This is a genomic window from Streptomyces sp. NBC_01549 (genome assembly GCF_026339955.1).
Taxonomy (GTDB): Bacteria; Actinomycetota; Actinomycetes; order Streptomycetales; family Streptomycetaceae; genus Streptomyces.
Genome location: NZ_JAPEPW010000006.1, coordinates 1 through 18,872 on the forward strand (window position 1 = coordinate 1; position 18,872 = coordinate 18,872).

Consider the following 18,872-nt stretch of genomic DNA (forward strand, 5'->3'; position numbering starts at 1 on the left):
CACCCGGTGATCGGCCGTCAGGACGACGGCACCTGCCCCGGCCACCGCCAGCACCACCGCACACACCACGGCCGCATACCGCCGTCTCACTCGTGCAGCCACGCCCACGCCTCAGGGGCGCGGGCATGGCCGCCTGCCCCGGCTGCCAGGACTAGGGACTCTTGGCCGACGTGGCGGTCACGGTCGGCGGCGCCGTCGCCGTCTTCAACGAGCTCGGCTTCGGCGAATTCTTCCTGCTCTTCGACGGCGACGGCTTGGGCGAATACTTCCTGCTCTTCGACGGCGACGGCTTCGGCGAATGCTTGCTGCTCTTCGACGGCGACGGCTTCGGCGAATACTTCCTGCTCTTCGACGGCGACGGCTTCGGCGAATGCTTGCTGCTCTTCGACGGCGACGGCTTCGGCGAACGCTTGTCGGTCTTCGACGGCGACGGCTTCGGCGAACGCTTGCTGCTCTTCGACGGCGACGGCTTCGGCGAACGCTTGTCGGTCTTCGACGGCGACGGCTTCGGCGAATGCTTGTCGGTCTTCGACGGCGATACCGATGCCGATGGTGTCGCCGCGGGTGCGGCCGGGTGCTGCTGAGACCCGGTGGCCGCTACCGCGATACCGCCCGCTGCTCCCCCGGACAGCAGGACCGCTGTCAGAGTTCCCACGGCGAAGGTGCGCCCCCAGTGGCTGCGGATTGTGTCATTCATGATGTTCTCCCATCTTGAACAACTGCCCCATTGGTCACTGCCGGCCTCAACCGAGGTTAGGTCGGCGCCCCCCGATCGGCGACCCGAGCAAACCGGTTCGCACCTTCAACAGAAGTGACCCATACCTGCCGCGGCAGCACGCCGGGCACCACGGCCCTGCGCAGCACCGTGAACGCGTGGGAAAACAGCCGCCGGACCAGCAGCCGCAGCCCCCGACCCACTGACAGGACAGGCTCGTTGAGGCACAGCGGCCATCAACAACCACGCCCGGCACAGTACCCGCCCGCCGGACTCACCGTGCAGGATCAGCCAGGACGGCCAGGCCAATCCCAGCCCCCACCACCTCCCGCACCAGCACAGTGATCACCTCGAGATCCCGGCTGACACCACCGAGCGCCCGGACAGCCAGCAGGACTTCCTCAAGCCGCCACTCCCCCAGCCCAGGCCGCCCAACTCCAGCCCGGTGCCGACGTACAGACCCCATGCCGCCGGGCACCCCTGGGATCCGGTCCGAGAGGTGTCCGGAACAAGAGACCGCGGAAGGCCACGGGCGTAGTGCGCAGGGTCCGTCTTCCGCGCCGCTGTGGGCGGCACGCTCAGTGGAAGGCCGACAGCACGAGATCCTTTTGTTCGCCGGCGTGCCGGCGGGCAGAGCCCACGGCCGGGGCCGACGCCTGCGGCCGGCTGACGCATGCGACGGGACGGCCCGCCAGCCGGTGCATACGGGGCCCCACGAAGGACCATGCCCCTTGGTTCTCCGGCTCCTCCTGCACCCACCGCACCTCGGCCCCGGCCGTAAAACGGGCAAGTTCTGCACCGAGCTCCTCCGTCGGGAACGGGTAGAGACGCTCCACGCGGACGATCGCGGTGTCCGACAGGTCGGCGCTGCGCCGATGGGCGTCCAGGTCGTAGAAGACCTTGCCCGAGCACACCAGCACGCGCCTGATCCGGGCGGTGTCCGCCGTCTCATCCGGTATGACCGCACGGAACGCGCCCGTGGTGAGCTCCGTCAGCCCGGAGGTAGCCGCCTTCGAGCGCAGCATCGACTTCGGCGTAAAGACGACCAGTGGCCTTCTACGCTCGCTGAGCGCTTGCTGCCTGAGCAGATGGAAGTAGTTGCCCGGCAGGGAGGGCATGGCGACGGTCATGTTCCCCTGCGCACAGAGCTGGAGGAACCGCTCGATCCTGCCGGAGGAGTGATCGGGCCCCTGCCCTTCCAGGCCGTGCGGCAGCAACAGCGTCACCCCGGAGCGCTGGCCCCATTTCTGTTCGGACGACGCGATGTACTCGTCGATCACGGCCTGCGCCCCGTTGGCGAAGTCGCCGAACTGGGCCTCCCACAGCACCAGAGCGTCGGGCCGTGCCAGTGAGTAGCCGTACTCGAAGCCCAGCGCTCCCAGTTCGGACAGCATCGAGTCATAGGGTGCGAAGCCGGCCGCCACCGAGCCGACGGAGCTCAGCGGCGTGTGCTCCGCGCCGGTGCGCCGGTCGGTGAGCACAGCGTGCCGTTGGCCGAACGTGCCACGGCGGGAGTCCTGCCCGGCCAGCCGCACCGCAACCCCGTCCAACAACAGGGAGCCGATGGCCAGGGTCTCCGCGGTGGCCCAGTCGATCGTTCCCGTATCCAGCATCGTGGTGCGCCTCTGGAGCTGCGGAAGCACGCGCGCGTGCACGGTGAAACCTCCCGGCACAGCGGTCTGGGAAGCAATCACGTGCCGGGCGGCGGCCTCCGTGATCGCGGTCGCCGCCCCGGGGGCGACCGCTTGCTGAGCGTCCACGGGGTTCACAGGCTTCGGGGAAGGAGGCACCGGCAGCCCCCGGGTCTGGGTGAAGGCCCGCTCGAGGTGCCCCTTATAGTCCCGCAAGGCGCCTTCCACCTGCCGCTCGGCGATGTCCCCCCGGCGCAGGAGCGCCTCGGCGTACAGCCCCCGCACCGAAGCCCTGGCGTCGATGCGGTCGTACATCGCCGGCTGCGTGATGGAGGGATCATCGACCTCGCTGTGCCCGTGGCGCCGGTAGCAGATGAGATCGACGACGACGTCCTTGTGGAACGCCTGACGGTAATCGAACGCCAGGCGTGCGACCCGGACCACGGCCTCGGGGTCGTCTGCGTTGACGTGGAAGATGGGCGCCTGGACCGTCCGCGCCACGTCGGTGGCGTATGCGCTCGAACGGCCGTTGGCGGGCAAGGTGGTGAAACCGAGCTGGTTGTTGATGACGATGTGGACCGTCCCACCGGTGCGGTAGCCGGGTAGCTGGGACATGTTCAGCGTCTCAAAGACCACGCCTTGACCGGCGAACGCGGCATCGCCGTGGACGGCGATCGGCAGGACGGGGAAGGCTTCGCCACCGTCCGCGGCCCCGTCCTGCTTGGCGCGCACCACCCCCTGGGCCACCGGCCCCACAAGCTCCAGATGCGAGGGATTCGCCACCACACACACGGCGATCGAACGGCCGTCCAGAGCACGGTAGGTCCCTTCCGCACCCAGGTGGTACTTCACATCACCCGACCCCTGGACCGACCGCACATCCGCCGCATCCTCGAACTCACCGAAAATCTCCGCATACGACTTGCCGATGATGTTGGCCAGAACATTCAGCCGCCCCCGGTGCGCCATACCGATGACAGCCTCCCCCACCCCCTGCCCGATAGCACGCACCAGCAGCGCGTCCAGCAGCACCACCGCCGCCTCACCGCCCTCGAGCGAATAGCGCTTGTGGCCCACATACTTCGTCTGCAGAAACGTCTCGAACGCCTCCGCCGCACCCAGCCGGTAGAGAATCTGCAGTTGCTCGCCCACATCCGGCCCCACCCGCGGCGACTCGACCCGCTGCTGCACCCACCGACGTTCCCGCGAGCTGTGAATATGCATGTACTCGCTGCCCACGCTCCCGCAGTAAAACTCGCGCAGCGCAGCCAGCACCTCACGAAGAGTCATTGCGGCCCGCCCGGCAAACCCGTCCACGACGAACTCCGTATCCAGATCCCCCTCCCCCAGCCCGAACGTCGCGACATCAAGCTCCGCATCCCCCGGCGCTCGCCCCACCCCGAGCGGATCCGTCTCAGCGACCAGATGCCCCCGCACCCGGTACGCGTCGATCAGCGCCGCAACACGCACCGCCCTGACCGCCGCGTCCTGCCCAATCTCCCCCGCCAACCCCTCACCACCCGCCGGCCGGCGGGCCGCGGGCACCGACGAACCGAAGAACTCCCTCCACGTCACCTCCACCGAGCCGGGATCCCGCAAATACCGCTCATACTGCTCATCCACAAGCCACTCATTGATACCGAAACCCAGCCCGTCAAACCCCGGCTGCCCGGCACGTGATCGCGACGCCACCATGGCGATCGCCTTCTTCCCTCACTCAAAACCACCCAAGACCGACACAACCAGCCAATCAGCTATGTCCCACCGCCCACGCTAAGACATCAACCAAACCGACCAACCCCCCCCACCACGCCATAACACCCACACATCGAGACACCTCCACACCAACACCACCCCCACATGAAAAGCTCCCTCCCCAACCCCCGCGGACAACCACCCGCACCCCGAACCCACCGACGCCGCGACCCCGGCCCGGAGAAGAGCCATGCCCGAGCCATACAGCACCGGCACCACTGACCTCACACACGAACAGACAGGGCAACACACATGACAGCCAACGACCCTCACGACTGCTACCGGCCAGAACTCATCGTCATCCCATGCGGCAGCCGCAAACTGGACCACCGCGCACCGGCCGGAGACCTCTACACCGGCTCCTACCACCGCGCCTGCCGCACAACAGCCGACGCACTACAACCCGACCGGCTGCTCATCCTCTCCGCACGCCATGGCCTGCTCGACCTCGACGACGTCATCGACCCCTACGACACCCCCCACGGCACCAACGATGCCATCACACCCCAAACTCTCCTCGCACAAGCCACCACCCGAAGCATCCTCCACCTCGACCCCGTCATCGCCCTCGGCAGCGCACACCACACCAGCCTCGTCCGCACGCTCTGGCCCTACGCCCACGCACCCCTCACCGGAACACGCGGCATGGGCGAACAAATGGCCCGACTCGCCCAACTGCGCAAGAAATACATCCCGCAACACACGTAACGCCCCACGCCGCAACCCGAAAACAACCCCACCCCAGCCACGGCACCAGTACCAGCCCTGCGCAGCACAGCTGCACGGCAGCGCTGGTGGCGGGCGGCGGTGCAGCGCAGCGACGGCGGACCGACAGCAACGCAGCCACCTGCCAGCAAGCGACTCCGCGACACGGCCGGCGTCCCCCACGACCGCGCCACGCAACGCCAGACGCCGGGACGGACCACCCCGCCCCGGCCACAGCACCCACCATCACCCCAGAAGCACAACAGGTCCGCTCCGAACACCCGGAGCGGACCCGTCACTAACGAGGAACCGTTCACCCCTCCTCATGCACCAGCGTCAGATCAAAGGCATCCTCACCCGCCGCATCAAGAGTGAGCGAAGCCGCCCGGGCCGGATACCCCGCAGCCACAACCGTGTAACGGTCCGCCTCAAGGCCCGTAAAGACATACGAACCATCCTCAGCAGTAACCGCCACACCCACAACATCACCGGCCAAATCCAAAACAGTCACACGCGCCTCCGAAACCGGACGCCCGCCACCAGAACTCCCGCGGACGGTGCCCCTGAGCACGGGCGCCGCGCCAAGTTGCGCCTCCAGCTCGACGGGCCGTCGGCGCGCGTGCTTAGCAACGGACCAGCCGCGTAGGTGCCCGGCGGCGTGGTGCAGGGAGCGGCTGACCACCACCACCCAGGCGATGACCACCAGCACATAGAGCACGACAGCCACCCATACGAACAACTGCGAACCGGTCCGCGCCGCGAGAGCGCTGGTGGCCGTCACATAAGCGCCCACCGGAAAGATGAAAGACCACCACGTGGGCGCGAAGGACAGCCCGCTCCGAACCGTCCGTACGGTCAGCCCCGCGGCGAGCACCAGCCACAACATGGCGAAGCCCCACACCGCAACTCCCCCCAGCAATGCGGCGACCGCCGCACCCCGCGCGTAGGTCGCAGCCAGCACGCCCGGCGCGACCCCGGCCAGCGCCCCGAGCGCCGTCACCGCCTGGCCCAACGCCCCCAGGCCGATCCACACCGTGGGCACCACCGTTGCGGGAGGTATGTCGTGGTGCACCAGGCGGCCGTAGATCATGGCCAGCACCAGCAGCGCCGCAACGAAGCCAAGCCCGAGCATCGCGTAGCAGCCCAGCAGCAGAGCGAGCCGCAGTTGCCCGGCCGGTGCATGGGGCACAAGCAGCGCGCCCGTCGCGGCGGAGACCATCGGCGGCACCACCGGCAACAGCCAGCCGCCGAACGCCGCGTCCGGCGCGAAGCGGTGCCGGGTGACCATCAGATACGGCACCATGCACGCTGTGACCAGACCGAGCACGGTACCAAACGACCACAGCACCCAGTCCACACCCAGCGCTGCCTCAAACCCGATCAGCCGCCGGCCCAGCAACAGCGTGCCCGCGCCCACCGTGAGCAGCGCCACCGGCGGCGCACCGAAGAACTGGGCCGCCACCGGATCGGCCGCGTGTACCCGCAGCGCCCGCTGCCTCAGGTAAGCGACAGCCAGCAGGATCAACAGCAGCGCGGCACCCACCCACACCACCACGGCGAAAGTCCGCAGCCCGGAACAGCTCCGGGGCAGCGTGACCGCCGCATTGGCAACGATGCCCGTACCCATCACACCCGCGAACCAACTCGGACCGAACACCGCACGCGGCGTTGCGTCTGCAGCAGGCGGCAAAGGACGAGCAGACCAAGACGAATTCATGGCCCCCAACCTATGGCCGGGCCGGAGCAGCACTGGCGATCATGTCCAGATGCGAGGGCCTCAGAGCACATACCGAGCGACCGCCACGGTGCGGTAAGCCCAAGGACCGACCCAGCCCGCCACAACCACCCACCACCCACGCTGGGAAGGCACCCCGCCCCGCTGGACGCCGATTTCAAGCCCGACGCATTCGGGCATCGGGCAGTGTGGAATGGCCCCGAACAGCGCTTCGAAATGAGGCTGTGCACCGGCCGGGCATCTGCACACCGCAGCCCATCGGGTGCGGCAGCCGGGTGACCCCGGAGACGCTGTAGGAGATGTGGAACTTCCGTCCGATCGGCATGCGTACCCTCGCAGGGGTCCACACCTGGTCGCCCGTCCAGCCGTACGCGGCCGGCCGCTCCTCCAGCCAGACGGTGAGTCTGGCCTGCGGGTCGGGGGCGAGCCGACCTCTAAATCGCGAGATCAGTAAGTTGTCCAAGGTGTCGGGAAACTGCGGAGTGATGGCAGTCATGACACCGAATCCAGTGGCATGACCGCCGTCATCGCACCCCTTGAACCCAGTCGGCCGGTTGAATCCAGCCGGTCGGTTGAACCCAGTCGGCCGGTCTTGTCATCGCCCATGGGAGCCAGCCCCAAGGCGGTCCGGCACTGTGCAGGTCCGCGTGCGGAGCGCGTCTTGACCGGTCGGGTACCGACGCGCTCCTGTCCCGCGGCAGCCGGACACGCTCCGGTCAGCGCGTGGCGAGTAGCTCGAGCGTGTCGATCACGCGGTTCGAGAAGCCCCACTCGTTGTCGTACCAGGCGACGACCTTCACGTGCCGGCCGTCGACCCGGGTGAGGGCCGAGTCGAAGATCGACGAGGCCGGATTGCCCGTGATGTCGGAGGACACGAGCGGGAAGTCCGAGTACTCGAGGATGCCGGCGAGCGGCCCGTCCGCCGCGGCGCGGTACGCGGTCAGCACGTCGTCGCGCGTCACGTCACGGGCGACGGTCGTGTTGAGCTCGACAATCGAGCCCACCGGAACCGGCACGCGGATCGAGTCGCCCGACAGCTTCCCTGCCAGGTTCGGCAGCACGAGGCCGATAGCCTTGGCCGCGCCCGTCGTGGTCGGCACGATGTTGACGGCGGCAGCTCGGGCGCGACGGGCGTCGCGGTGCGGACCGTCCAGCAGGTTCTGCTCCTGCGTGTAGGCGTGCACCGTCGTCATGAAGCCGTGCTCAATGCCGGCGAGCTGGTCGAGTACCGCGGCCAGCGGTGCGAGCGCGTTGGTCGTGCACGAGGCGTTCGAGACGATCGTGTGCGCGGTCGGGTCGTACGTGTCGCTGTTGACCCCGAAAGCCAGCGTGACATCAGCCCCGTCCGACGGCGCGCTGACCAGCACCTTCTTCGCGCCCGCATCGAGGTGGGCACGGGCGGCCTTGGCCGACGTGAAGCGACCGGTCGCTTCGAGGACGATGTCGACACCGAGTTCGGCCCACGGCAGCTGCGCCGGTTCACGCTCGGCGAGCACCTTGATGCGACGGCCGTCGACGACGAGGGCGTCCCCGTCGACGGTCACCGGGCGACCGAGCCGGCCGGCCGTCGTGTCGTAGGCGAGCAGTCGTGCGAGGGCAACGGGCTCCGTGAGGTCGTTGACGGCGACGACCTCGAGGGTGCTGTCGCGTTCGAGCAGTGCGCGCAGCACGTTGCGTCCGATGCGGCCGAATCCGTTGATGGCGATGCGAGTCATAAGTGCTGTCCCTTCGGTTCGCCACCAAGGCTCGCCCGCGGCAGTCACCGGCGACAGTGGCGGGATCGCCACGGTTCAAAAGGATCGCGCCAGGTGCGCCGTTGGCGGGGCTACTCGCCCTGGGCGAAGGTGCGCCGGTACTCGCTCGGCGTGGTGCCGAGGATGCGCTGGAAGTGCAGCCGCAGATTCGCACCGGTGCCGAGACCGACGTCGGCGGCGATCTGTTCGACGCTGCGCTGCGAACGCTCGAGCAGTTCGCGAGCCATGTCGATGCGGGCTCTCATGACCCACTGCATCGGCGTGTACCCGGTCTCCGCCACGAAGCGCCGCGAGAACGTGCGCGGCGAGACCGCTGCCTGCCGCGCCAGTACCTCGAGGGTGAGGGGCTCGTCGAGCCGGTGCAGCGCCCACTCGCGGGTATCTGCGAACCGCTCACCGAGCGGCTCAGGCACACTGCGCGGCACATACTGCGCCTGACCGCCACTGCGGTAGGGGGCTGCGACCAATCGCCGGGCCGCGTGGTTCGATGCAGCCACCCCGAGGTCGCCGCGCAGAATGTGCAGGCACAGGTCGATGCCCGAGGCGGCGCCGGCCGACGTCAGCACGCTGCCCTCGTCGACGAACAGAACGTTCTCGTCGACCTGAACGAGCGGGTGCCTCGCCGCCAGCACCCGTGCGTAGTGCCAGTGCGTCGTGGCGCGCCTGCCGTCGAGCAGGCCCGTCGCGGCGAGCGCGAAGGCGCCCGTCGAGATGGCGGCGAGCCGCGCGCCACGGTCGTGGGCAGCGATCAGCGCGTCGACGACGGCCTGCGGCGGGTCGTCACGGTCCGGGAACCGATAGCCGGGGATGAAGACGATGTCAGCCCACTCGAGTGCGTCAAGGCCATGGGCGACGTGGTACGAAAGGCCGTCGCCGCCGGTCACCAGACCAGGTGCCGCGCCGCACAGCCGCACCTCGTAAGGCATGCTCGCGCGCGTTGTGAACACCTGCGCGGGGATTCCGACATCGAGCGGCTTCGCACCCTCGAGCACGAGAACGGCGACGCGACGCAGGCGGGAGGCTGACACGGAGACAGGGTACGCAGAAGTGCGGGCCCGATCAGGGTCAGGGCATCGGCAGCTTCGTTCCCTGCCAGCAGGCGACCGCCCGGCCGCGCCGCACTCCGACTTGCCGGGCCCCACTCCGCCCCTCAGCAACCGGATGCGCGCGGCGCGACTGTCCGGCCGATAGCTGGGATCTTCACGTTCGCCTCCTCGTCCTAGAAGAAGCGCGCGGCCGTCGGCAAGGTGAAGTACGTCGACAGCCTGAAGGGCACCAGCCACGCCCTGCGGGCTGGCCCGAACTCCGACACGAAACAGTGTCGAGGTGCCCCTCGCTGACCAGCGTGGGGCCGGCGACTGGGGCGGGAAGTCTCCGTTCCCCGACTCCCACGACAACCGGCCCGACGACACAGTGGGCGCCGCCGAGACCGACCCGCTGGACGCCGTCCCGATCTTCGGGAGATTCAAGGAGTCCTCGGAGGCCACGTAAGGGCGCAGGCCAGAGGCACGGGTGTATGCGTAAACGCATGCGCGGGTGCATACTGGATGCATGCCTGACACCAGCGTACGGATCAGCACCACCACGAGGGATCGCCTCGCGGCCCTCGCGAAGGCCCGCGGCATGAGTCTGGCCGCCTACCTCGACGACCTCTCCCAGCAGGAGGAGCACCAGGCGCTGCTTGGGCGAGCGAGCGCCGCGTTCGACGCCGCGATCGACCGTCCGGGCTTCGTCGATGCCTTCGACAAGGCATTCGGTGGCCTCCCCGCAGCGCCCGCCAGTAGCCGGGCGGCCTGATCTTGGAACTGTTCGTCGACGTCCGGTGGCTCCTCGACCGGCAAGAGCGCGTGCTCGGCAAGGACCTGCAGATCCGCGACTACTCGGCGCTGGTCGCAGCCGTTGCCCGGCACCGGGTGAACACGCCGCACCTGGATGTGGGCGAACCGGATGCCTACTGGCGGGCGGCCGCGCTGCTCGACACGATCGTGCTGCAGCGGCCACTGCCCGCAAGGAACGAGCTGTACGGCTACGGCGTCGCCGTGGCTTACATCGAGGCGTCCGGCGAGACCGTAACCGCGAGTGAAGAGCAGTGGATCCAGCTCATCGAGGACATCAAGGCCCTGCGTCTGGACACCTTCGACATCGCGGATCGTCTCCGCTCCTGGCGGGCCCCGTGATCACCCAGTAGGGCCCGTCCTTTCGGCGGATTCAAGCAAGAGACGATCGTCCCAGGGTCGGACGAATCATCACCGGGAGAACCGGCGTCAGGTTCGCCCTCGGCGTCACATGCGGCTCGTTGACGTACTCCGTCAGCAGCGAGACAGGAAGGCGTCGCGCAGTTCCGGTCTTCCGCCACGGCATCCGCACGCCAAGCTCTTTCACACCAACTGTTCGGGGTCACAGGAGGTGATGATGTCGGTGGCATGCCTGGAGAGCACGATCTGCAGTTCGGGACGCTCGCGCACGGTCTTGCGCAGGTAGCGCACGAGTGCATGCTGTATCTGGGGGTAGGGGTGGAGGTGGGCTTCAGCTCCAGTGCATGTGGGCGGTCCAGCAGGCGGCGACGAAGCGGCCCTTCTGCTCGCGAGTGAGGCGGGAGACATGGCGGACGCTGAGGTCGAGTAACTGGCGCACCTGGTTGTCGACGGCCCTGGCGGCGGGAAGTAGGCCGAGGTAACTGTTCGCCGCAACGGGTTCATCCGAACAGGTGATGTCGACAGCAGGTCGCCTCTGCTCTGCAAGTTGCCCAATTGCGGTGCAATGCCTTTGAGTGCGTTGTGGCAAACCGGATCTCGTTCGAAGCCTGCGGCGCGGGTGATCGTTCGGACAGAGTTGCCGGTGTGGTCGCGGGCATGAAGAAACGGGCCCCTTGGTAGTGACGTGGTTGTTGAGGCCGGTCACGAGCAAGGAGACCCGTTGTCCGACCAGTTGACCATCTCTGCTGTACCCGCGTCCACCGCGGTCACCCCGGAGTGCGACTGCTACGCGCACAGGTTCGGTTCGATCGCTCCGGGACGGCGGGCAGGCTGCTATCCCAGTGACATGACGGACGCGGAGTGGGCCGAGGTCCGCGCGGCGATGCCGGTACCGGCCTGGCTCCTCAAGCAGGGCGGGCGTCCGGAGGCGTATTGCCACCGCGAGATGCTCGACGCTGTGCGCTACCTGGTCGACAACGGCGTGAAGTGGATGGCCCTGCCGGTCGACTTCCCGTACTGGCGGGCGGTTTACGACTTCTTCCGCCGCTGGCGGGCCTGCGACTACGTGCGTGAGCTGCACGAACGCCTGCGCTGCGTGGCGAGGGAACGCGCAGGCCGCAACACCGAGCCCAGCGCGGGAATCATCGACAGTCAGTCGGTGGACGCCTCCGAGACCGTCGGCGAGGACAGCCGCGGATACGACGGCGGGAAGTCACGTGACGGGCGCAAGCGTCACATCCTGACCGATACCGAGGGCCTGCTCCTGGAGGTCACCGTGACCACGGCCGACGTGCACGACTCCAAGGCCGCCCCCGCGCTGCTGGAGACGTTCATGGACCAGCCGGGCCGGCTGCTGAAGTTGGTGTGGGTCGACAGCGCCTACCAGGGTCCGGCACTGGCGAAGGCGTTTGCCCGCCACGGAGTGCGGATCGAGGTCGTGCGCCGCTCCGACGGCAGGCGCGGATTTGTCGTACTGGCCCGCAGGTGGGTGGTGGAGCGCACGCTGAGCTGGCTCTCCCGCTCACGCCGCCTCAACCGCGACCACGAACGCCGCCCCGACCACCACACCCAGATGGTGTGGTGGGCCGCTGTGATCAGGCTGTCGAGGCGCCTGGCCGGGGACGCTCCGCGCTGGCCGGAGAGGCGCCCCGGCCGACTGCTGCGGGCGCGGGCATGAACCGTCCGTCCCCCGCCCGCACCAGCCAGCCCCGCTTCTCCAGCACATAGGCACGGTGACGGATCTTCTCCACCTCGTTCTTGATCTCCGCCTCCCGGCCCACCGCCCGCGTCAGCTCCACTCCGTTCACCGGCCCCGACGCAGCCACCACCGCGGCGAACACCTCCCGGTACAAGCCCCTGAGCGCTTCCTCGCCCATGCCCGACCGCCACACCGGCGGCCGCTCGCCCTGCCCCGCGCCGGGGCCGCTCGATCCCACACCGGCAGCCGTCTCACCGCCAGACGACACGGAAACCGGCGTATCAACGTCGCTCTCCTCGGCCAGCACCGACACGAGCTCCTCACGCCCCACCCGGGCCCGCTCGACCCGCTCCCGCGCGGCATCCACCTCCGCCTGAGCCTGCTCCAGAACCTCCGTCCAAGACTCCAGATCCCGCCTCGCCCGCGCCTCACGCTGTTCCATCAACCCCAGCACCGACGGCATCGCACCCTCCTCGATCCACAACAAGCCGTCCGCTGCCTGCCCCTATCCCTCCGCAATCATGCTCCGCACACGGAATAGTCCCTGCTCATCGAACAGGGACTCCCTTTGCCACAACGCACTGAGACGAGCGCCAGTCTCGCTGTCGAGTTCGGTGGGTGCGCAGCGGGCTGTGGCCTTCGGGGCAGGGGACCGAGTAGAGGTTCTTGAGACCGGCTCGGAGCGGGACGCCGGCCGAGTGATCACGCTTCAGACAGGCTCGTTGATGAAAGCGCGAAACTGGGACCTTAGAAAACATCCTTCCGCAACGACGCGATGAGGCGGTCAAGGTCCCCGCGTGCCGTGTACGTACGGATCGGGTCGATGTAGTCGCGTGACTCGATAATCTGACCGTCCCGGACACGCATGACGAAGACGCAGGGCACCTTGGTCATGGAGTCGTCTGGCAACGTGAACTCATAGCCGAACTCGGCAACGATCACTTCAGGATCGGCGGTCTCGTGAACGACGACATCGACGACCCGCCTCTTCGGCAAAGACCCCCGAACTTCCGGCGGCACTGTGAAGTGCGCCTGGAGCGCACGCCTACTCGTCAACGGCTCGGACTCCGGCGTCGCCATCGGATGCCGGACATCGGTGACTTCGCCATACAGGTCAGGCAACTCGTCGAAGTTCCCGTCGGCGACCCCATGAACAAGCCGGAGAAACACCTCACGCGGACTCAGACTCACAAGACCTCCCCAAGTAATACGTACATGCGGCTCCTGATCATTATCGCGTGATCCAGGCCGGCCTTGCGGACTGTTTCGACCAGCAGCACCCTGCCCGCCTGAGTGACGGCCCCAACGGCGTCGCCCTGGACGCGGACATACGGATACAGGCCAGTACTCTTCGAACGTCCTTCGAAGTGGTCCAGGCCGAAGCCGTGCTTGAGTTCGCGGTAGTCGTGCTCGATGCGCCAGCGGATCTTGGCCAGGCGAACCAGTTCAGCCAGCGCTGTGGCGGCGGGCCGGCTGGACAGCCAGTAGTCGGTGGGTGCTTCGGCGCGTTCGGGCCACTCGGCCTGCAGGTTCTGCTCGTTGCCATCCGGCAGCCGCTCTGCCATCGGCTGGATCGACCTCCGCCGCCAGTCCAGCATCAGCCCCCGTTATGTTTTCCGCGGTCCTGCAAGAGGGCCGCTGGCCTCCGGGCCCGGCATGACTGTGTCCCCCTGTCGAAGGCATGACCTGGGGGGTGGTGTCACCGGGCCCGGGAGGTGCCGTCGGAGACGCTGATGAGAGGTCCGGCCACCACCCGGTCCGGCGCAATGCCGGACAGCTCGCGGGCGGCAGGTCTGCATAACGTGGATGCGCGCGTACGACACCACCGCCGAGGCCGGCACGTTCAACTCTCCTGGAAGGGCGCGATGTTCGACACCGAAGACGTGGGCGTGTTCCTCGGCCTGGACGTCGGAAAGAGCTCTCATCACGGGCACGGGCTGACTCCGGCCGGCAAGAAGGTCTTCGACAAGCAGCTGCCCAACAGCGAGCCGAAACTGCGGGCCGTGTTCGACAAACTGGCCGCGAAGTTCGGCACCGTACTGGTGATCGTGGACCAGCCCGCATCCATCGGAGCCCTCCCGCTCACGGTCGCCCGGGACGCGGGCTGCAAGGTTGCCTACCTGCCCGGACTCGCAATGCGGCGGATCGCCGACCTGTATCCGGGCGAGGCCAAGACCGATGCGAAGGACGCTGCGGTCATCGCGGATGCGGCCCGCACCATGCCGCACACCCTGCGCTCGCTGGAACTCACCGACGCGATCACCGCCGAACTCACGGTCCTCGTCGGCTTCGACCAGGACCTCGCGGCCGAGGCCACCCGCACGTCCAACCGGATACGCGGCCTGCTCACCCAGTTCCACCCCAGCCTGGAGCGCGTCCTGGGCCCTCGCCTCGACCACCAGGCCGTCACCTGGCTGCTGGAGCGCTACGGTTCCCCCGCCGCACTGCGCAAGGCCGGCCGCCGCAGACTCGTCGAGGTCATCCGGCCCAAGGCCCCGCGCATGGCCGCGCGGCTGATCGACGAGGTCTTCGACGCCCTCGACGAGCAGACCGTGGTCGTGCCCGGGACCGGCACCCTCGACATCGTGATCCCGTCCCTGGCCCACTCCCTGGCCGCCGTCCACGAACAGCGCCGGGCCCTGGAAGCCCAGATCAACGCCCTGCTGGAGGCCCACCCTCTTTCCCCCGTCCTGACGTCGATGCCTGGCGTCGGCGTCAGGACCGCCGCAGTCCTGCTCGTCACCGTCGGCGACGGCACCAGCTTCCCGAGCGCCGCCCACCTGGCCTCCTACGCCGGACTCGCCCCGACCACGAAGTCGTCGGGAACCTCGATCCACGGCGAACACGCACCCCGAGGCGGAAACCGCCAGCTCAAGCGCGCCATGTTCCTCTCCGCCTTCGCCTGCATGAACGCCGATCCCGCCTCCCGCACCTACTACGACCGCCAGCGAGCCCGCGGCAAAACCCACACCCAGGCCCTCCTCCGCCTCGCCCGCCAACGCATCAGCGTCCTGTTCGCCATGCTCCGCGACGGCACCTTCTACGAATCCCGCACGCCCGCGGACGTCGAGCTCGCCGCATGACCCCAGCAAGACCGAACCATCCCAAACCCGACAGGGGTGCCTTGACGAAGGACATAGAGGCACCCCCCCCAAATAGCACGGCCCCGGCGTAGTTGATCTTTGATGGGTTTTGGGTCGTTTGCCCAGGGGGAGGGGTGCGAGTTGCCAGACGAGCGCGGCCTCTGATGATCTTTCAGGTTCCTACGCCAGAAGATCGTCTCAGGAGCCGCGCTCGTGTCCGCATCCTCCCTGATCAGCCCTGTCCTTGGCCAGCTCACCGATCTCGCGCTGTGGGAGGCCGAGCTCGCCGCCGACCCTGTGGCAGTGGAATCCGCGCTGGTCAGCAGGTTGCGGCAGGCCCCTGACCGGCGTGCGGAGCGTGGGCGGCGGCATCCCCTGGTGGTGATCCTGGTGCTGGCCGCGTGCGCGACGCTGGTGGTCGGTGGTGACTCCATGACCGCGATCTGGCAGTGGTCCGCCCGCGCCCCGCAGGTCAAACTGGCCCGCCTCGGCGCCCGGTACGACCCGCTGGCCGGCCAGTACCTTGTGCCCAGCGAGCGCACCTTCCGCCGCGTGCTCGCCGACCTGGATGCCGACGTGCTGGACGCGGCGACCTGCGCATACGTCACCGACGTCGCGACCGGAAAGGCACCGACGCCCGAGGTCCCGGACACCCCGGGGCCCATCGAGCGCGAACAGCGCCGCGCCGCCCAGCGGGCCGTGGAACACCCGGCGCCGGCCGGGCTGCTGCCCGCTGCGGCTCTCGACGGCAAGGCCCTGACCGGCGCCCGCACCGAATCGGGGCGGGTCTTCCTGGTCGGGGCGGTCGACCACGCCAGCGGCGCGGTCCTCGGCCAGAGGCAGGTTCCGGACAAGCGCGGCGAGGGCGAGGCGGCCCGCATGCTGCTGGCCCAACTCGCCTTGTCCGGCCGGGTGTTCACCCTGGACGCCCTGCACACCACGAAGAAGACCGCCCACCTGATCACGGACCGGCTCGACGCCCACTACGTCCTGATCCTGAAGGGGAACCAGCCGCTGGCCCGCGCCGCCGCCCAGGCGCTGCTGGCCGGTACCGACGCCGAGTGGACCGAGACCACCGAGGCCGAGGACGACCGTGGGCACGGGCGCACCGAGCGTCGCACGATCCGCACCGCCCAAGCCGACGACGCCCTCTTCCCCGGCGCGGGACAGGTCTTCCGCCTGCGCCGTGACACCGGCGGCCTCGACGGAACCTGGACCGGGAAGGAGATCGTCTTCGGCGTCACCAGCCTGCCCGCCCACCTCGCAGGCCCCGCTCACCTCAACCACTACGAGAGGGTCCACTGGTCCATAGAAAACAAGATCCACTGGGTGCGGGACGTCACCTTCCATGAGGACAACTCCCAGGTCAGGACCGGCACCGCACCCCGAGCACTGGCCAGCTTCCGCAACCTGGGCATCAGCACGCTCCGCCTGGCCGGACGAGCCAACATCGCCCACGCCCGCCGCGATCTCCTCAACCACAACGACGCCTTCGCCGTCTACGGCATCTGATCAACTACCACGAAGCCGGACACAACCGAACAACGCCGGGGCCGTGCCCCAAATAGCAGTCGCCCTTCGCCCTCTGATCCTTGCGCGGCACCAACGCGAACGCATCAGCCACGAATAGCGCCAACTTCGCCCGGGCACGGTCTACTTCGCATACGTCCACACCCCCAACACGCTCCCGAACAGGACCAAGAGGAAGACCTAAAGGAAAGCCCTACTGGCATCTTCCTTGATCGTGAGGGAGACCACGGCCGATGGAGTCGGCTGGACAGTACCACCGGAGGAACTGATGACGGCAGCGGATGCAGTGCCCATAGTCTTCGTTCACGGGACGCGCTTTAGCGCGGGCAGTGGAGCATGCTCCTTGCTGCACTCCGGGACGAATTCCCGGTAGCCGCCGTCGACCTCCCCGGCCATGGAGAGCGCTCGGCTCAACCCTGGAGCCTGAGCACTGCGACAGAGATCATCGCATCCGCGGTGGACTCGCTCGACCGTGGGCCGGCTCTGGTCGTCGGGCACTCGCTCGGCGCGGAACCTGTCAAAGCGATCAAGGCAGGTAGATCGTTCTAACGCTGTGCTGGGATCAGTGGGCCGTCTGGTGCCGGCTGGTTGATCCAGGCCGCTGCGGGGAGCTTGGGAGGCTCGGGTGGTTTGCGGACGAAGCGTTCGGGGTGCTTCGCGTAGACCGTCTGGAGGACGTCGGCACGCATCTCGCGGAGCTGCTCGGCGAGACCGAAGTGCACGTCGTAGGGCGTGTGCAGGCCGATCCCGGAGTGCCGATGCTCTTCGTTGTACCAGGTGAAGAACTGGGTGCACCACGCCCGGGCGTCCTCGAGGGATCCGAAACGCTCGGGAAAGTCGTGCCGGTATTTCAGGGTCTTGTACTGGCTCTCGCTGTACGGGTTGTCGTTCGACGTCTTCGGCCGCGAATGCGACTTGGTGACGCCGAGATGGGCCATCATCTGGGCGACGTTCTGCGCGACCATCGGGGACCCGCGGTCCGAGTGGATCGTCAACTGCCCTGGTTCGATACCGTACTTGGCGATCGACTCGGACAGGAACCGCTCGGCGAGGTCCTTGTTCTCGTGGGCGGCGATCATCCAGCCGACCGTGTAGCGGCTGAAGATGTCGATGATCGTGTAGAGGCAGTAGTAGACGCCCTTGACCGGCCCCTTCAGCTTCGTGATGTCCCAGCTCCATACCCGGTTCGGGCCCTCGGCGACCAGCTCGGGAACGGTCCGGGGCGGGTGGACGGCCTGGCGGCGGCGTTCACGGACCTCGCCATGCCGTCGCAGGAGCCGGTACATCGTCGACTCCGAGCACAGGTAGACACCCCGGTCCAGGAGCACCGCGTAGATCTCGGCGGGCGCCATGTCGGCGAACTCCAGGGAATGGAGCACGTCGAGGACCCGTATCTCCTCCTCGGGTGTGAGAGCGCGGGCGTGTCGGCGCCGTTCTGGCCGCGGCTTGGCCGGGGCGGGGCTTCGGCGGTGTTGGCGGTAGTAGGTGGCACGGCTCACGCCGAGAGCGGCGCATGCCTGGACGCGTCCGACCAGCCCGCTGAGCTCTTCAAGGGCCTGATTGCGGGCGGTGTTGAACGCCACGGCCGCGAGCTGGGCTTCGGTCACTGGTTCTTCTCGCCGTTCCGGGTCGGGGCGCTGTCCGTGGCGAACTGGTCGAGCAGCGCGGAGAGTTTTCCCTGGACCTCGATGACGGTGCGGGCCTTCGCGAGGTCGGCTTCCAGGCGGGCTTTCTCCGCCTTGAGCTTCTCGATCTCCTTGTCCCTGGGGTCCGCCTTCGGCCGTCCGGCCGACGCGGCGAGCGCGTCCAGGGCACCCTTGTCCCGCTGTTGCCGCCACGTCGTGATCAGCGACGAATACAGGCCCTCCCGCCGCAGCAGAGCACCCTTGCCCTTCTTGTCCAACGTCTCGTACTCCGCGAGGATCCTCGCCTTGTACTCCGCGGTATACCGGCGCGGACCGGCCGAACGGGCTTCTACCTGCGGATCAGGGGTCCCGTGGTCATTCGTGCTGGCCACCCGGGCACTACTCCTTCTCCGCCCTCGACTCAATGAATCATCCAGTATGCCTG

At 68.1% G+C, this 18,872-nt stretch carries 17 protein-coding genes and 2 pseudogenes; 9 read left to right on the top strand and 10 right to left on the bottom strand.

Annotated features, from left to right (window positions below; genetic code table 11):
• Window positions 1-161 precede the first annotated feature (161 nt).
• Complete coding sequence (locus OG819_RS56100) at window positions 162-584, top strand: hypothetical protein (RefSeq protein ID WP_266657961.1); 423 nt, start codon at window positions 162-164, stop codon at window positions 582-584.
• 709 nt (window positions 585-1,293) lie between these two features.
• On the opposite strand, the gene OG819_RS56105 is transcribed toward OG819_RS56100, so the two are convergent.
• Window positions 1,294-4,041, bottom strand: a complete 2,748-nt coding sequence (locus OG819_RS56105) for a multifunctional oxoglutarate decarboxylase/oxoglutarate dehydrogenase thiamine pyrophosphate-binding subunit/dihydrolipoyllysine-residue succinyltransferase subunit (RefSeq protein ID WP_266657963.1) — start codon at window positions 4,039-4,041, stop codon at window positions 1,294-1,296.
• A gap of 312 nt (window positions 4,042-4,353) precedes the next feature.
• Between OG819_RS56105 and OG819_RS56110 the strand changes: the two genes are divergently transcribed.
• Entirely contained in the window at window positions 4,354-4,809 is a 456-nt protein-coding gene (locus tag OG819_RS56110; RefSeq protein WP_266635388.1) for a DUF6884 domain-containing protein, read from the top strand.
• Window positions 4,810-5,119: 310 nt separating this feature from the next.
• Here OG819_RS56110 and OG819_RS56115 read toward each other — a convergent pair whose 3' ends face one another.
• The 4 genes from OG819_RS56115 to OG819_RS56130 all read right to left on the bottom strand — a co-directional run bounded on the left by OG819_RS56115 (window position 5,120) and on the right by OG819_RS56130 (window position 9,323).
• Window positions 5,120-6,523 (bottom strand): carboxypeptidase regulatory-like domain-containing protein, encoded by a 1,404-nt coding sequence (locus tag OG819_RS56115; RefSeq protein ID WP_266657965.1) that lies wholly within the window; start codon window positions 6,521-6,523, stop codon window positions 5,120-5,122.
• A 175-nt stretch (window positions 6,524-6,698) separates the two neighbouring features.
• On the bottom strand, window positions 6,699-7,037 hold the full coding sequence (locus OG819_RS56120; protein WP_266635392.1) for a winged helix-turn-helix domain-containing protein: 339 nt from the start codon (window positions 7,035-7,037) through the stop codon (window positions 6,699-6,701).
• 220 nt (window positions 7,038-7,257) lie between these two features.
• On the bottom strand, window positions 7,258-8,256 hold the full coding sequence (gene gap, locus OG819_RS56125) for a type I glyceraldehyde-3-phosphate dehydrogenase (RefSeq protein ID WP_266657967.1): 999 nt from the start codon (window positions 8,254-8,256) through the stop codon (window positions 7,258-7,260).
• A gap of 110 nt (window positions 8,257-8,366) precedes the next feature.
• Window positions 8,367-9,323, bottom strand: a complete 957-nt coding sequence (locus OG819_RS56130; protein WP_266635396.1) for a GlxA family transcriptional regulator — start codon at window positions 9,321-9,323, stop codon at window positions 8,367-8,369.
• 298 nt (window positions 9,324-9,621) lie between these two features.
• Between OG819_RS56130 and OG819_RS56135 the strand changes: the two genes are divergently transcribed.
• From OG819_RS56135 to OG819_RS56150, 4 genes are all read left to right on the top strand, one after another.
• Window positions 9,622-9,786, top strand: coding sequence for a hypothetical protein (locus OG819_RS56135; RefSeq protein WP_266635398.1), 165 nt, complete (start codon window positions 9,622-9,624; stop codon window positions 9,784-9,786).
• 60 nt (window positions 9,787-9,846) lie between these two features.
• The gene (locus OG819_RS56140) at window positions 9,847-10,092 is read left to right on the top strand and encodes an antitoxin MazE7 (RefSeq protein ID WP_266419642.1); all 246 of its coding nucleotides are present in this window, start codon (window positions 9,847-9,849) and stop codon (window positions 10,090-10,092) included.
• 2 nt (window positions 10,093-10,094) lie between these two features.
• Window positions 10,095-10,472, top strand: a complete 378-nt coding sequence (locus OG819_RS56145) for a toxin Doc (protein ID WP_266635401.1) — start codon at window positions 10,095-10,097, stop codon at window positions 10,470-10,472.
• 739 nt (window positions 10,473-11,211) lie between these two features.
• Window positions 11,212-12,168, top strand: a complete 957-nt coding sequence (locus OG819_RS56150; protein ID WP_266647766.1) for an IS5 family transposase — start codon at window positions 11,212-11,214, stop codon at window positions 12,166-12,168.
• Here OG819_RS56150 and OG819_RS56155 read toward each other — a convergent pair.
• From OG819_RS56155 to OG819_RS56165, 3 genes and pseudogenes are all read right to left on the bottom strand, one after another.
• A complete protein-coding gene (locus tag OG819_RS56155; protein ID WP_266647764.1) occupies window positions 12,086-12,652 on the bottom strand; it encodes a hypothetical protein in 567 nt (188 codons plus the stop codon). The genes OG819_RS56150 and OG819_RS56155 overlap by 83 nt on opposite strands.
• Window positions 12,653-12,936: 284 nt before the next feature.
• The gene (locus OG819_RS56160) at window positions 12,937-13,380 is read right to left on the bottom strand and encodes a nuclear transport factor 2 family protein (RefSeq protein ID WP_266635403.1); all 444 of its coding nucleotides are present in this window, start codon (window positions 13,378-13,380) and stop codon (window positions 12,937-12,939) included.
• Between the two features lie 128 nt (window positions 13,381-13,508).
• A pseudogene (locus OG819_RS56165) lies at window positions 13,509-13,709 on the bottom strand (transposase); the annotation flags it as partial.
• Window positions 13,710-14,054: 345 nt separating this feature from the next.
• Between OG819_RS56165 and OG819_RS56170 the strand changes: the two are divergent.
• The 3 genes and pseudogenes from OG819_RS56170 to OG819_RS56180 all read left to right on the top strand — a co-directional run.
• A complete protein-coding gene (locus OG819_RS56170) occupies window positions 14,055-15,272 on the top strand; it encodes an IS110 family transposase (protein ID WP_266655822.1) in 1,218 nt (405 codons plus the stop codon).
• Window positions 15,273-15,485: 213 nt separating this feature from the next.
• Window positions 15,486-16,784, top strand: coding sequence for an ISAs1 family transposase (locus OG819_RS56175; protein WP_266647931.1), 1,299 nt, complete (start codon window positions 15,486-15,488; stop codon window positions 16,782-16,784).
• Window positions 16,785-17,070: 286 nt separating this feature from the next.
• Window positions 17,071-17,309, top strand: a pseudogene (locus OG819_RS56180) (alpha/beta fold hydrolase); the annotation flags it as partial.
• A gap of 38 nt (window positions 17,310-17,347) precedes the next feature.
• Here OG819_RS56180 and OG819_RS56185 read toward each other — a convergent pair.
• Both OG819_RS56185 and OG819_RS56190 read right to left on the bottom strand, forming a co-directional pair.
• Window positions 17,348-18,409 carry an IS3 family transposase gene (locus tag OG819_RS56185; protein ID WP_266623315.1) on the bottom strand — a complete coding sequence of 354 codons (1,062 nt, stop codon included), beginning with the start codon at window positions 18,407-18,409 and terminating at the stop codon, window positions 17,348-17,350.
• The gene (locus tag OG819_RS56190) at window positions 18,406-18,819 is read right to left on the bottom strand and encodes a transposase (RefSeq protein WP_266623313.1); all 414 of its coding nucleotides are present in this window, start codon (window positions 18,817-18,819) and stop codon (window positions 18,406-18,408) included. The genes OG819_RS56185 and OG819_RS56190 overlap by 4 nt, the downstream gene beginning before the upstream one ends.
• Window positions 18,820-18,872: the final 53 nt, after the last annotated feature.